This window comes from Streptomyces sp. NPDC001890 (assembly GCF_042891445.1).
GTDB lineage: Bacteria > Actinomycetota > Actinomycetes > Streptomycetales > Streptomycetaceae > Streptomyces.
Genome location: NZ_JBIATE010000001.1, coordinates 586,255 through 600,669, shown reverse-complemented (window position 1 = coordinate 600,669; position 14,415 = coordinate 586,255). Strand labels below are relative to the sequence as shown.

Below are 14,415 nucleotides of genomic sequence, written 5' to 3'. Positions count from 1 at the left end.
CCTGCCGGCCCGTCAGCCGGGGCCCGCCCCACAGGCCCCTCCTACGGCGCATCCCAACGCGCGCCACGCCTCCGAACGGCGCACGATTGCGGGACAGAACCGGCTGCCGCCGGTGCCACCTTCCGCGCTCCCGGGAGACCTGCCGTGACCGTCAGTCTTGAGCAGTTGCGCCGCTGCCATGTCGCCGTCGACCTGGGGGCCGCCCGGACCCGGGTGTACGTCAAGGGCCTCGGACTCGTCGTCGACGAGCCGAGCGTCGCCGCGGTGAACACCCGTACCGGGTCGCTCATCGCCGTCGGCGCGCTCGCCGAACAGATGACGGGCCGCACCCCCGACTACATCCGGGTGACCCGGCCGGTCACCGGCGGGACCGTCATCGACATCGAGATGGCCCAGCGCATGCTCCGTCATCTGCTGGGGGAGAAGCTCCGCCGGCAGCTGCGCCGCAAGCCCCGGCTGCGGGCCGCCGCCTGTACCCCGCACGACAGCGATCCGCTCGCCCAGCGGGCCGCCGTCGAGACGATGGTCGGAATCGGTGCCCGGCGGGTCGAGCTGGTCGACACCCTGATCGCGGCGGCCGTCGGCTGCGGACTGCCGGTCGAGCAGCCGACCGCCACCATGATCATGGTGTGCGGGGCGGCGACCACCCAGATCGCGGTGCTCTCGCTCGGTTCGATCGTGAGCGCCGTACGCATCCCGGTGGGCGGCGACGCCATCGATCACGCGGTGATCCAGCATCTGCGTCAGCACCATGAGCTGATGCTGCCGAGCCAGTCCGTACGCCCTTTGCAGCTGGCGCTCAGCGGCAGCGGTCTGACCTCGAAGGGGCCCGCCACGACCGAGATCCACGGCCGTGACGTGGCGACCGGACTGGCCCGCTCGGTGCATGTGGACACCGCCGCGGTGCGCGAGGCCATCCACGCCCCGCTCACCGCGGTGCTGGACGGGCTGGGCACGATCCTGCGCGACTGCCCGCCCGATCTGGTGGCCGACCTCGTGGACTGCGGAATCATGATGGTCGGCGGGAGCGCACTGCTGCCCGGTCTCGACCAGATGCTGCGGGACGCGACGGGAATGCCGGTCCACATCGCGGAGCGGCCGGACGTCTGCGCGGTGCTGGGGCTCGGTGCCATGCTGGACGGGAAGATCGAGCCACTGGTCCTCGACCCGCTCGCCTGCTGAACACACCCCGGGGGGTGCGGCGCATGACCGACGAGACGACGGACGCGGGACCGGCCGGGGCGACCCCGGCCGCGGCCCCCGCCCCGGAGAAGCCGCCGCTGTCGATGCTCCTGGAAGCCGTGCTGGGCATCGGTTCCGATCTCGAACTGCGGGTCATGCTCCAGCAGATCGTGGACACCGCGACGGCGCTGACCGGGGCCCGGTACGGCGCGCTCGGCGTGCTCGACCCGGAGCGCGGCACCATCGGCGAGCTGTACACCACGGGGCTCGACGACACCGGAAGGGAGCGGATCGGCCGGTTCCCGGACGGGCACTCGGGGATGCTCGGCGCGCTCGCCGACGAGCCGGGGCCGGTGCGCCGCGACGATCTGACCACCGATCCCCACGCGGGCGGGATGCCGCCCGGCCATCCGGCGATGCGGTCCTTCCTCGGGACACCGATCCGGGTCCAGGACCAGGTCTTCGGCAACCTCTACCTCACCGAGAAGCACACCGGCCGCTTCACCGAATCGGACGCGGCGGTGCTGCGGGCCCTGGCCGCCCAGGCCGGCATCGCGATCACCAACGCCCGGCTGTACGCGGCGGCCCGGCAGCGGGAGCGCTGGATCGAGGGGGCGGCCGCCGTCACCACCGCGCTACTGACCGGCGGGAGCGCGGCCGACGCGCTGATGACCGTCGCCGAAGGGGCCAGGACCCTCGCCGACGCCTGCGCCGGGGTCATCCTCCAGCCCGACGAGGAGGGCGGGATGGAGATCGTCACCGCCGCCACGCTCGACGACCCGGCCGGGATCGTCGGTACGGCCATCGCGCCCGGCTCGGCGGTGCTGGTCCAACTGCTCGGCGGGGAACCGGTGTTCATCGAGGACTCGGCGACCGATCCGCGGATGACGACGCATGTGCGGTCGCGGTTCGGCCCCAGCATGATGCTGCCGCTGCAGAGCGGCGGGCGGCTGATCGGCACCCTCGCCCTGCCCCGGCGGCGCGGCGACCGTCCGTACACGGCCGTGGACCGGCTGCTGGCCACGCAGTTCGCCTCGCAGGCCGCGCTGGCACTGGTCCTGGCGAACGCCCGGCACGACCGGGAGCAGCTCGCGGTGTACGAGGACCGGGACCGGATCGCCCGCGATCTGCACGACCTCGTGGTCCAGCGGCTGTTCGCGACCGAGATGATGCTGGAGTCGACCCGCCGCAGGGCCGCCGCCCCGGACACCGACGAGCTGCTCGGCAGGGCCGTCGACGAGCTGGACTCCACCATTCAGGAGGTGCGGACGGCGATCTTCGCCCTCCAGCAGCCGCCCGCCGAGGCCCCCGCCACCTTCCGGGGCCGGGTGCTGCGGGAGACCGCGGGCGCCGCCGCCGTGCTCGGCTTCCCGCCGTCGGTGCACTTCACCGGGGCGGTCGACGCACTGGTCCGGGAGCCCGTGGACCGGCAGCTGCTCGCCGCGCTGCGCGGCGCGCTCGCGGCCGCGCACCGGCGGGCCGGGGTGTCGGCGATCGAGGTGGCGGTGGACGCGACGGCCGAGCTGCCGGACGGGCGGGCCGCGGTCCGGCTGACGGTCACCGACGACGGCCGCGACGAGGACGGCTCGGAGTCGAAGGCCGTCACCTGGCAGGCGCCGCTCTGAGCGCGACCCGGGTGTTGGAGTGGGCGACCCCTGCCTCCCGCTTCAGCCTGCGCAGCAGCCCGTCCAGGGCGGCGGTGTCGGCGACGGTGGCCCGTACGAGATAGTCGTGGCCGCCGGTCACATGGACCACCTCGGTGATACCGGGCAGGGCGAGCACCGCCCGCTCGAACACCTCGTTGGTCGTGTCCATCCGCAGCGTCACGTCGATGAAGACGACGAGGCCGGTACGGGTGTCCGCGGCCGGGTCGATGATCACGGTGAAGCCGCGGATGACACCGTCGCGGCGCAGCCTGCGCACCCGGTCGGCCGCCGCGTTGGCGCTGAGCCCGACCCGTACGCCCAGATCCCGGTACGAGATCCGGGCATCCTCCTGGAGGATGCCGAGGATTTCTCTGTCCAGCCGGTCCATACTGCGATTGTCGCAGCTTTGTCCGGTTCGTGACTGTGCAAGCCGCGTCGGCCGGTACCCCGCCCCCGTACCCGGACGCCCGGTCGCGGGTGACCCGCATGGCGCATTCCGGCAGGCCCGGGGCGGGTGCCCGCCCTTGACTGGGGAGGTGGATACAGCCGTCAAGCAGTCCCCCGCAACGGTCGACGCGCCGTCCGCGGCCGCCTATCGCAATCTCGTGATGGCCACGATCGGCTTCGGGCTCACCTTCTGGGCCTGGAACCTGATCGCGCCGCTGTCCGGGGACTACAAGGAACGGCTGGGGCTGACCTCGTTCGAGCAGTCGCTGCTGGTGGCGGTGCCGGTGCTGGTCGGTTCGCTGGGCCGGATCCCGGTGGGCGCCCTCACCGACAAGTACGGTGCGCGGCTGATGTTCCCGCTGGTCTCGGCGCTCACCATCGTGCCCGTGCTGCTGCTGATCCCGGCGCGGGACTCCTACGGCGCGATGCTCGTCGTGGGCTTTCTGCTGGGCCTGGGCGGCACCACGTTCGCGATCGGCATCCCGCTGGTCAACTCGTGGTTCCCGCCCGCCGAGCGGGGCCTGGCGCTCGGGATCTTCGGCATGGGCATGGGCGGTGTCGCGCTGTCCGGGTACTTCACGCCGAGGATCGCCGGGCACGGCGAGAACCTGCCGTACCTGGTGGTCGCGGCGGCCCTCGTGGTGTACGCGGCGCTGGCCGTGGTGCTGGTCAGCGACCGGCCGGGCCGCCCGGTGCCGACCGACTCGCTCGGCCACCGGCTGGCCGGTGCCGGACGGCTGCGGGTCACCTGGGAGCTGTCCGCGCTGTACGCGATCGGCTTCGGCGGAATCGTCGCGTTCGGCGTGTACCTCCCCACGTATCTGAGGACCTGGTACGACCTGTCGCCCACCGACGCCGGTACGAAGGCCGCCGGGTTCGCCCTGGTCACCGTCGTCTTCCGGCCGATCGGCGGCTGGCTCTCGGACCGCGTCCACCCGGCCGTGGTGACGGCGGCGGCGCTCGGCCTGGCCGCCCTGATGGCGATCGTCCAGGCCTTCGACCCGCCGCTGGCCCCGGGCGGCACGATCGCGCTGCTCTGCATGGCGGCGGGCCTGGGCACCGCGAGCGGCAGCGTCTTCGCCCTGGTCTCGCAGGTGACACCGCAGGCGAAGGTGGGCAGCGTGACCGGGATCGTCGGCGCGATGGGCGGTCTGGGCGGCTTCGTCCCGCCGCTGGTGATGGGCGCGATCTACAGCGCGAAGGGCTCGTACTCGATCGGCTACATGCTGCTGTCCGACCTGGCCCTGGCGGGATGCGTGTACGCGTACGGCCGCATGCGCGCGCTCAAGCGGGACTAGTGCCTGTCACCTGGAGCAGCCCATAAGGTGCGGTGGGTGACTCCTCTTCTCTCTGTGCCGGATGACGGTTCGACCCGGGAAGCCACCCGGTTCGGCGAACACTCCATGACCTACGAGCGGTTGGCCGCCGCCTCCGCCGCACTCGCCGGGCGTATCGCCCATGCCGGGCGGGTCGCGATCTGGGCCACCCCCACCCCCGAGACGGTGGTCGCCGTCGTGGCCGCGCTGCGCGCCGGGGCACCGGCGGTTCCGCTCAACCCGAAGACGGGGACGCGGGAACTCGCCCACATCGTGGCCGACAGCGAACCGGCCATGGTGCTGGCCGGGGCGGGCGACACGCTCCCGCCGGTGCTCGCGGAGCTGGACCGTATCGACGTCGACACGGCCGCGGAGGGCACAGGCATCGCGCTCCCCGAGCCCTCCCCCGGGTACCCCGCGCTGATCGTCTACACCTCCGGCACCACCGGCCCGCCCAAGGGCGCGATCCTGCCGCGGCGGGCGATCGCCGCCTCGCTCGACGCGCTGGAGGACGCCTGGCAGTGGACCGGTGAGGACGTGCTCGTCCACGCCCTGCCGCTGTTCCATGTGCACGGCCTGATCCTGGGCGTGCTCGGGCCGCTGCGCCGGGGCGGATCGGTGCGCCACCTGGGCAGGTTCTCCACCGAGGGGGTGGCCCGGGAGCTGTCGTCCGGCGGCACCATGCTCTTCGGCGTGCCCACGATGTACCACCGGCTGGCCGAGGCCCTGGACGGCCCCGGCGCGGACCATCTGGCGAAGGCGCTGGCCGGCGCCCGGCTGCTGGTGTCCGGGTCGGCCGCGCTGCCGGTGCACGACCACGAGCGGATCGCTGCGGCCACCGGCCGCCGGGTCATCGAGCGGTACGGCATGACGGAGACCCTGATGAACACCGGTGTCCGGGCCGACGGCGAGCCGCGTCCCGGCACGGTCGGCACCCCCCTGCGCGGCGTGGAGCTCCGCCTGGTCGAGGAGGACGGCACCGTCCTGTCCGGGGACGGCGGCCCGGACGCCATCGGCGAGATCCAGGTGCGCGGCCCGAACCTCTTCGCCGGCTATCTGAACCGCCCCGACGCCACGGCCGCCGCACTCACCGAGGACGGCTGGTTCCGCACCGGGGACATGGCCACCCGGGACGCCGACGGCTACGTACGGATCGTCGGGCGCAAGGCCACCGACCTGATCAAGAGCGGCGGTTACAAGATCGGCGCCGGGGAGATCGAGAACGCGCTGCTGGACCACCCCGGTGTCCGCGAGGCCGCCGTCACCGGTGAACCGGACCCGGACCTGGGCGAGCGGATCGTCGCCTGGGTGGTGCCGGCCGACCCGGCCGCCCCGCCGTCCGAGCGGGAGCTCGCGGACCATGTGGCCGCCCAGCTGTCCCCGCACAAGCGCCCGCGCACGGTCCGCTACCTGGACGCGCTGCCCCGCAACGACCTCGGCAAGATCATGAAGCGGTCGCTCCATGGCTGACCGGATGGGCGCGCGAGCGGCGATCGCGGCCCTCACCACGGAGTTCGAGGAGCTCACGTCCGGCACCGGTGCCGCGGACGACACCGGGGACGGGCCGCTGTCCTGGGCCGGGTACGCGGACTCCCGGGCCCGCGCCACCGCCCGTACCGGCGAGGACGAGTCCGTCGTCCACGGCCTCGCCTCGCTCGGCGGCCGGCACTGCGTCCTGGTCTCGTTCGAGTTCGGCTTCCTGGGCGGCTCGCTGGGGCAGCGCACCGGGGACCGGCTGGTGGCCGCGTACGAGGCCGCCCGGAGGCGGGGGCTGCCGCTGGTCTCGCTGATCGCGACGGGCGGCAGCCGGATGCAGGAGGGCATGGTCGCGCTGACCCAGCTCCAGCGGGTGGCCCGTGCCTCGGCGCGGCTACGGGCGGCGGGCCCCGCCCAGCTCGCGGTCCTGCGCGACCCGACGACGGGCGGCGGCTGGGCCACGCTGGGGGCGGGCGCCGATGTGATCCTGGCGCTGCCGGGCGCCCAGGTCGGGTTCGCCGGTTCCCGGGTACGGCCGCCGGACTCGGACCCCCACGCGTACAGCGCCGAGGGTCAGCTGGCGGCGGGCCAGATCGACGCGGTCGTCCCGCCGGAGGAGCTCCCTGGGACGGTGGCCCACTGGCTGCGGGCGCTGCACGCCCCGAAGACCCCGGACGGCCCGGACGCCCCCGTGCCGCCCGCCCCGGTGCCGGACGCCCTGTCCGTCACCGGCCTCCCGGCGACCGGGTGGGACGCGGTACAGCAGGCCCGCTCGGCCGCCAGGCCGCGCGCCGAGGCGTATCTGGACGCGTACTTCGACCACCGCCTCCCGCTCGTCGGCGACCGCTGCGGCGGTACGGACCCGGGGCTGCTCTGCGGCTTCGGGCGGCGCGAGGGCCGCTCGATCGCGTACGCGGCCCAGTGCGGCACCGCGACCCTCCCGGCCGGTTACCGCACGGCGGCACGGGTGATCCGGCTGGCCGGCCGGCTCGGCGTCCCGGTGCTCACCCTGATCGACACCCCGGGCGCCGCGAACGACGCGGCGGCGGAGCGGGCGGGCGCGGGCGCCGCCATCGCCGACGCCTTCACGGCGGTGGCCGAGGCCCCGGTCCCCGTCACCACCCTGGTGATCGGCGAGGGCGGTTCGGGCGGCGCGCTGGCGCTCGCGGCACCGGGGAACACCCATGTCACCCGGGACAGCTATTTCTCGGTCATCGCCCCGGAACTGGCGGCGGCGATCCTGAAGCGCGCCCCGGACGAGGTGCGTGCCACGGCCGACCAGCTGCGGCTGCGCCCCCAGGACCTGGTGGAGCTGGGCTTCGCCCGCTCGGTGGTGGGGCCGCCGCAGGAGTGAGGCGGGGCGCCGGTCAGGGCTGCGGGTTCGGTGCGCCGTACCGGGGACGGGCGCCGGTCAGGGCTGCGGGTCCCGTGCGTCGTACCGGGCGAACCCGCGCCACCGCAGCCCCAGCAGGGTCACCGCGACGACACAGGCGATCCCGCCCCCGGTCACCGCCAGGCCGGGCGAGGCGAGGTCGGCGACCGATCCCGCCACGAAGTCGCCGAGCCTCGGTCCGCCCGCCACGACGACGATGAACACGCCCTGGAGCCGTCCTCGCATCTCGTCCGGCACGGCCGCCTGGAGCATGGTGTTGCGGAAGACCATCGAGGTGGTGTCCGCGCACCCGGCGAGCGCCAGGAAGACCAGCCCGAGCCAGAGCTGCCGGGTCAGGCCGAAGACCGCGATGGCGGTGCCCCAGCAGGCGACGGCGACCAGCACGGCGAGTCCGTGGCGCCGGATGCGTCCCAGCCATCCGGAGAACACCCCGCCGAGCAGCGCCCCGAACGCCGGGGCGGCGACCAGCAGCCCGGTGGTCTTCGCGTCACCGCCGTACCAGAGGACGGCGACGACGGGGAAGAGCGCCCGGGGATGGGCCAGCACCATGGCGCACAGATCGGTGAAGAAGGTCATCCGGAGATTGGGCCTGGTCCCGAGGAAACGCAGCCCGTCCGCGACGGACGCCCGCTTGTCCCCCGCGCCCTCCTCCCGCTCCGGCAGCATGGCGGGCAGCCGCCACATCGCGTAGAGCGAGGCGGTGAAGGTGACGGCGTCGACGGTGTACGCGGCCCGATAGCCCCACCAGCCGACGACGAGCCCGCCGAGCATCGGCCCGACCAGCGTTCCGGTGGTGCTGGTCATGGAGGTGAGGGCGTTGGCGGCGGGCAGCTGCTCGGCCGGCAGCAGCCGGGCGATCATCGAGCTGCGGGCCGGTGAGTTGACCGCGAAGCAGGCCGCCTGGAGGCCGACGATCGCGTACAGCAGCCCCACCTGCTCCACGCCCGCGACGGCGACGACGACCAGGGCGACGGAGAGCACGAACGACCCGGCGGAGCTGGCCAGGCCGAGCTTCCGCCGGTCGATGGTGTCGGCGACGGCACCGCCGTACAGCCCGAAGACGACCATCGGCAGGAACGAGCAGAACCCGATCATCCCGACCGAGAAGGCGGACCCGGTGATGTCGTAGACCTGGAGCGACACGGCGAGCGCCGTCATCCCCTGCCCGATCCAGGAGACCGTGTTCCCGAACCAGAGCCGCCGGTAGTCCGGGGAGGTCCGCAGAGGTGTCAGATCGGCGAGTATTCGGGTGCGGGAAGCGGGTCCTTCGGTCGTTTCGGTCACAGCGGATGGTAACCACCGGGGGTTCTCCGGCAGTCCGGCCGCCGTCGGGAACCGGCCGCCCCGGCAGTGACGTAACGGCTCCGTGGTGCCGCCGGGCTATCTCCAGTGGATCCCTGACGGCCTGGCGGACTTGTACACGGTTCCGTTGTGCGGCCGGGAACGGCGCTCGAAGAGCGTGGCGTACAGGCCGCTCCTGCCGAGAAGTTGGGTGTGCGTGCCGGATTCCACCAGGCGCCCCTCGTCCAGGACGAGGATGCGGTCGGCGTCCGCGGCCAAGGCCAGGTCATGGGTGATCACGATGGTGGTGCGGCCGCGGGCCAGCCGCCGCAGGGGCTCCAGGATGCGTTCCGCGGCCAGCCGGTCGAGGCCGGTGGTGGGTTCGTCGAGGAGGAGCACGGGGGCGTCGCGCAGCATGGCGCGGGCAATGGCGATGCGCTGCAGCTGGCCGCCGGAGAGCCGGGAGGTGCCGGTGGATATGACGGTGTCATATCCCTCCGGAAGGGCCTCGATGAACGCGTGGGCGTCGGCCGCCCGCGCGGCCCGCTCGACATCGTCGTGGCTCGCCTCCGGGCGTCCGCAGCCGATGTTCTCCTCGATGGTGTCGTGCAGGACGAGCGTGTCCTGCGGCAGCAGCGTGATGTTCCGGCGGAGGTAGGTCAGCGGCATCCGGTCCACGGAGACGCCGTCCAGCAGGACGGTGCCGGCGTCCGGGTCGTAGAACCTGAGCAGCAGAGCGGCCAGCGTCGACTTGCCCGCGCCGCTGGGGCCGGTGATGACCAGCAGTTCCCCAGGACTCGCGGTGAACGAGAGGTCCCTGAGCACCGTCTCGTCGCTGCCGGGGTAGTGGAAGAAGACCTGCCGCGCCTCCACCTTGCCGAGCGCCCGGCTGCGCTCCGGCACCGGCACCGAGTCGCCCGGGTCGGTGACGGAGGGCTCGGCGTCGAGGATCTCCAGCAGTCGTTCGGCGCCCGCGGTCGCGGCGGTGGCCGTCAGACCGAGCTGGCCCAGCGAACGGATCGGCGGGTAGAGGTAGCCGATGAAGGCGGCGAAGGCCAGCAGCTGTCCGAGGGTCATCCGCCCGGCCGAGATCTCCCACGCCCCCAGCCCGATGATGGTGAGGACGCACAGGGTTTCCAGGACTTCGATGAACTGCTCGTAGAACTCGGTGAGGCGGACGGCCTTCACCGCGGCCTTCAACCGGAGCCGTGCCTTGCTGCTGAGCCGGTCCTCCTCGTCCTGCTGCCTGTTGTACGCCTGGGTCATGACGACGTTGACCAGGGTCTCCTCGACCACGGCGGTGATGGCGCCGTCCGCCGCCCGGCCGCGCCGGGACACCGCGCGCAGGGGCTTGGCGAACCCGCGGGTGACGAGCAGCAGGATCGGAACCATGACGAAGGTGGCGAGGGCCAGGTCCCAGCGCAGCAGCAGGGCGGCACCGGCGTAGAAGATGGTGCCGAACAGCGCCGACGCCGTCCCGACGATGCCGGAGACCACGAGCGCCTCGATGGCCTCCACGTCGCCCGTCAGCCGCTCCACCAGGTCGCCGCGGCGATTGCGCTGGAAGAAGTGCGGCGGGAGCTTCTGGATTTGACCGAAGACGCGGGCCCGCAGCCGCAGCACGAAGCGTTCGGCGGTCCAGGCCGCGAGCGAACTGCCCAGGTACCCCACCACGGCACCGGCGACCGCCACGGCGAGCCACTGGCCGGCGGGTTTCCAGAAGGCGCTGACCGTGCCGGTCTGCAGGGCCTTGTCGGTGAGTTCGGCGAACAGCAGGACGGTGATGGTCTCGGCGAGGGCGGCCAGGACCGCACAGAGGAAGATGACGATGAGCCAGCGCCGGTCGCCTCTGGTCAGGGGCCAGAAGCGCCGGAAGGACGCCATGATGCTGACGGGGTCGGTGCGGATCGGGATATCCGTCACCGGGTCCTCGGGGGGCTCCTCGTCACGGACGGAGCGCTGGAGCGGGCTGTGAAAGCGCATGAGCATCACATCACAGAAGTGCTCGGACTATGGGCCGTAGCCATGGAAACAGGACCCCAAACGACGAGGCGGACCCGCGCGCTGCGCGAGCCTGCCTCGAGTTGATGTCAGGGATCGGGAGTGAAGGGTGTCAGCAACCCCAGCGTCCGCCACGGCCGTAGCCGCCGAAGTAGCCGCCGAACCCGCGTCCGCCGTAACCACGGCCGCCGTAACCGCGTCCGCCGTAACCACGGCCACCGTATCCACGGCCGCCGTATCCGCCACGGCCACCGTAACCGCCACGGCCACCGTATCCGCCGCGACCGCCGTCCCTGTGGTCGAAGATGCTACGAACCTTCATCTTCGCCTCCTCTGGAGGAGTTCACTGTGCCGCTCCTTGCTCCTGCAGCGGCACTTTCGACATTACGTCCGACCCCTGCGGCCAACAAGTCGTAGAAGCCGTAATCAAGGATTAAAAGTGACGAAATACCCTAATCCTTCAGAGCGTTGCCATAGGTGACTCTCCGGACATGATGCCCGGACAGCCAGGGCTGACGCCCATGCATCCACGCATGGTTACGACTCGCAACGGAAGGTGACCAACTGACCTGGCGGCGGCGCGACGACTCCGACGGGCTTCACCGACAGGGCGGAACCGGGCCCCCGCGGCAGACCCGAAACCCGCGATCGAGACCGCCGGCCCCGGCAACGGCCACGCACCTCGGTGAACGCGTGGCCCGCACACCGGGCGCTCCCCGGCAGCTCCACAACAGCTCCGAGCGGTCAAGCGTGGTCACCCGACGGGTGCTTCACCGAGAAGGCGCCGAACCTCCGCCCAGCCGAGACCAGTTGCGGGGAAATACCGCCTCGACGGGGCCTCGACGGAGCTTCAGCGCCTCCCGGGAAGCCGAGGACCCGTTGTCGGCAAGTCGTTTGATCACACGGGTATCGTGGCGCGCGATTCAACTGTCTATCGGTACACGGGGTGTGGATCATGTCATTCGAAGAGGAATGGGGCGCTCTGAAGGCCTCCGCCGCGATGAGACTGAACCAGGCCGGCGGAACCGGCGGTTCCGGGGCGGCGAAGGGCTCGGCCGACTACGTGGTCAAGGACGATGAGCTCGGAGACATCGGCCACGCGGCATTCGGGCTGTTCAACGGCCTTGAGAAGACCGGTAAACACGCGAAGACGGCGAGTGAGACCGCTGGTACGGGCCTCAAGAGCGACGGGTTCGACACCGGTGCGGCGTTCACGGAAGTGATCGGGACCTGGGAGACGCAGGTGAAAACCCTCCTTCAGGCGTGCGCCCACATCTCCAACCACCTCGACTACACGAAGGCCTCGAAACAGAAGGACGACGAGTGGATCGAGGCGCAGCTGCGCCGCATCGGTCCCGTCGCCCCGGACGTGGACGCGGCCGTTCCCGCCTCGCAGATCAGCAAGTACTTCCAGTAAGGAGCAGCCACATGCCCACCTTCGAGCAGCTCCTCACTGCCAGGCTCGGCCCGCTCGACGCCGCGGTGACCCAGTGGACCGAGATGATCGGCAAGCTGACCTCGCCCCTCCAGTCCGAAGCGTCGGCCATGAAAACCAAGGCCGACAAGTCCAGCTGGAAAGGTGAGAACGCCACCGTCACCAAGGAGTTCATCACCAAGACCGCCAAGGAATTCGGTGACGCCGTCACCGAGGCCGAGTCCGTGCGTGACCTCCTCAAGGACGCCCACACGCTTTTCAAGTCGGCCCAGGACGACCTCAAGCACACGTATGAGAACCCTCCGCCGGGCATCACCATCTACCCCAACGGCGTCCTCAGCCATCGAGTACATCCTGACCGCCGGTCCAAGGACAGCACCGAACCCATCGCCACCGAGGCGCAGTTCGAGGCCCTGCGCGGCAAGATCGAGGGCATCCTGAAACGTGCGAACGAAGCCGACGAGCTCTGCGCCTGGGGTCTGCGGGCACTGATCCGAAACCACCCCAACGACTTCGGCAGCACCGACATCGGTGGTATCGCCGACGCCAAGAAGATGCGTGCCGAGGAGAAGCAGCAGGCGGAGAACGGCCGCGAGGCCGCCAAGCTCTACGCCCGTTGGGAACACCTCGACGACAAGGAGCGCGAGCGGCTCCTCACGCTCGCGGAGAACGGCAAGAACTCGCCCGCCTTCTCCGAGCAGTTGATGACGAACCTCAGCTACCGGGGCCGCGACCAGCAGGAGGCCGTGCTGCTGCTCGCGAGCTCCCTGGAGTCGGGCGGTCGCGACGGCCAGCTCTCCAGCACCGACGCCCGCCTCTACAGGGCGCTGTCCGGCTCCCTTGCCACCGCCACCGGCCCCGACTCCGCGATCGGTACCCCCGGCGGTGTCACCTCGGCCTGGACCGACAAGCTCATCACCACGGCCCGCGACGGCAACGGCCTCCCCGCACGCCACCCCGGGGCCATCGGGGGCGGCGCCGCGACTCTGAAGGACCTCACGGACCTGATGGCCGCCGACGCAGGCGACAAGGCGTACGACCCGGAGGACAAGAACGCCTCCCCGTACGACAAGGACAAGGGCGACCCGGTCTACAGCGAGGCCTTCCTGACCGAGGTCGGCGACACCATTCGCGACTGGGAGACGAACAACGACGACGCCTACGACGGCGTCATGAAGAACTGGCAGGGCACGCAGGAGGACCCGATGAAGGGCCTGCTGAACGCCATGAGCCGCAACCCGTCCGCCTCCACCCACTACTTCGACCCGAACACCACGGACAACCTCAAGTACTTCCTGGAGGACCGGGACTGGCCGGGCGCCGATGTCCAGGACGAGATGCCCGACGACCTGCAGCGGACCTCGGCCCGCACCGAGTTCGGCTCCGCCCTGGAGGCCGCGGCCACCGGCCGCGAGCCGGGCAGCCCGCTGCACGGCGCCGGTGCCCACCACGACGGCGCGGAGACCGCGATCTTCGAGCGGATGGTCAAGGAGTACAGCGGCGAGGACGCGTCGAAGAACCAGAGCTCCGTGCCCCTGCCCATGCGCACGAGCATGGGCAACATGATCGGGGACTACGCCTCGGACGTGCACCAGATCCTCGGCAAGAACATGGACGGGCCCACCGACTACAACAACCTGGAGATCGAGCGGGGCGACCTCCTCCGCATCGTGCGCGGCGTCGCCGAGGACCCGAAGGCGTTCGGTGTCATCCACCACTCGCAGAGCGTGGTGATCGCCGAGGGGATGAACGAATACCCGGCGGACTCGTACCGCAAGGAGGACGAGGGGCTGCGGGCCTGGGTCAAGCAGTCCGCGTCGGTGCTCGGGCACCTCGACGGCGTGCGCGGCGACGTCATCTACGACCTCGGCCAGGCGGAGAAGGACACCAACGGCTGGAACAAGATGATGAACTACCACGTCATCGGCGCACCCCTGACGGCCATCCCCGTCGTCGGCGACGTGGTCCAGCGCTCGGTCGACGTGGGCACGGCCGCGTACATGAACGATCTCAACGCCACGGTCGACGCGGAGACCCGCAAGAACATGGTCGACCACTTCGAGAACGGCGAGAACCAGATGGACGCCATGATGCGCGAGACGGCGATGAAGAAGGGCCTCACGAAGGAGGAGCTGGACGCGACCCCGGGCGAGTACGAGGACCATCTCCAGACGACTGCCGAGAACTGGTACCAGTACGGCATCGAGGACGCCCAGAAGAAGATGGGGCAGCCCTAGC

11 protein-coding genes are annotated in these 14,415 nt (G+C 71.4%); 7 read left to right on the top strand and 4 right to left on the bottom strand.

Going from position 1 to position 14,415, the window contains the following annotated elements:
- Window positions 1–144: 144 nt before the first annotated feature.
- Window positions 145–1,182 carry a rod shape-determining protein gene (locus tag ACFYY1_RS02560; protein WP_388579791.1) on the top strand — a complete coding sequence of 346 codons (1,038 nt, stop codon included), beginning with the start codon at window positions 145–147 and terminating at the stop codon, window positions 1,180–1,182.
- Window positions 1,183–1,205: 23 nt separating this feature from the next.
- The gene (locus ACFYY1_RS02555) at window positions 1,206–2,807 is read left to right on the top strand and encodes a GAF domain-containing protein (RefSeq protein ID WP_388579788.1); all 1,602 of its coding nucleotides are present in this window, start codon (window positions 1,206–1,208) and stop codon (window positions 2,805–2,807) included.
- Here the strand turns inward: ACFYY1_RS02555 and ACFYY1_RS02550 are convergent.
- Window positions 2,785–3,216, bottom strand: coding sequence for an Lrp/AsnC family transcriptional regulator (locus tag ACFYY1_RS02550; RefSeq protein WP_266733210.1), 432 nt, complete (start codon window positions 3,214–3,216; stop codon window positions 2,785–2,787). The genes ACFYY1_RS02555 and ACFYY1_RS02550 overlap by 23 nt on opposite strands.
- Before the next feature lie 148 nt (window positions 3,217–3,364).
- Between ACFYY1_RS02550 and ACFYY1_RS02545 the strand changes: the two genes are divergently transcribed.
- The 3 genes from ACFYY1_RS02545 to ACFYY1_RS02535 are packed head-to-tail and all read left to right on the top strand — an operon-like array spanning window position 3,365 to window position 7,421.
- Complete coding sequence (locus ACFYY1_RS02545) at window positions 3,365–4,573, top strand: nitrate/nitrite transporter (RefSeq protein ID WP_388579784.1); 1,209 nt, start codon at window positions 3,365–3,367, stop codon at window positions 4,571–4,573.
- 27 nt (window positions 4,574–4,600) lie between these two features.
- Window positions 4,601–6,061, top strand: a complete 1,461-nt coding sequence (locus tag ACFYY1_RS02540) for an acyl-CoA synthetase (protein ID WP_388579781.1) — start codon at window positions 4,601–4,603, stop codon at window positions 6,059–6,061.
- A complete protein-coding gene (locus ACFYY1_RS02535; RefSeq protein ID WP_388579778.1) occupies window positions 6,054–7,421 on the top strand; it encodes a carboxyl transferase domain-containing protein in 1,368 nt (455 codons plus the stop codon). Before ACFYY1_RS02540 ends, ACFYY1_RS02535 begins: the two co-directional genes overlap by 8 nt.
- A 57-nt stretch (window positions 7,422–7,478) precedes the next feature.
- Here the strand turns inward: ACFYY1_RS02535 and ACFYY1_RS02530 are convergent, their stop codons facing one another.
- The 3 genes from ACFYY1_RS02530 to ACFYY1_RS02520 all read right to left on the bottom strand — a co-directional run bounded on the left by ACFYY1_RS02530 (window position 7,479) and on the right by ACFYY1_RS02520 (window position 11,064).
- Window positions 7,479–8,744, bottom strand: a complete 1,266-nt coding sequence (locus tag ACFYY1_RS02530) for an MFS transporter (RefSeq protein ID WP_388579775.1) — start codon at window positions 8,742–8,744, stop codon at window positions 7,479–7,481.
- A 96-nt stretch (window positions 8,745–8,840) separates the two neighbouring features.
- Window positions 8,841–10,724 (bottom strand): ABC transporter ATP-binding protein, encoded by a 1,884-nt coding sequence (locus tag ACFYY1_RS02525; RefSeq protein ID WP_388579772.1) that lies wholly within the window; start codon window positions 10,722–10,724, stop codon window positions 8,841–8,843.
- Between the two features lie 130 nt (window positions 10,725–10,854).
- Entirely contained in the window at window positions 10,855–11,064 is a 210-nt protein-coding gene (locus ACFYY1_RS02520) for a hypothetical protein (RefSeq protein WP_388579769.1), read from the bottom strand.
- 633 nt (window positions 11,065–11,697) lie between these two features.
- Here ACFYY1_RS02520 and ACFYY1_RS02515 point away from each other — a divergent pair.
- Both ACFYY1_RS02515 and ACFYY1_RS02510 read left to right on the top strand, forming a co-directional pair.
- Window positions 11,698–12,159 (top strand): hypothetical protein, encoded by a 462-nt coding sequence (locus ACFYY1_RS02515; protein ID WP_388579767.1) that lies wholly within the window; start codon window positions 11,698–11,700, stop codon window positions 12,157–12,159.
- An 11-nt stretch (window positions 12,160–12,170) separates the two neighbouring features.
- Complete coding sequence (locus ACFYY1_RS02510) at window positions 12,171–14,414, top strand: DUF6571 family protein (RefSeq protein ID WP_388579764.1); 2,244 nt, start codon at window positions 12,171–12,173, stop codon at window positions 14,412–14,414.
- The last annotated feature ends 1 nt before the right edge of the window (window position 14,415 follow it).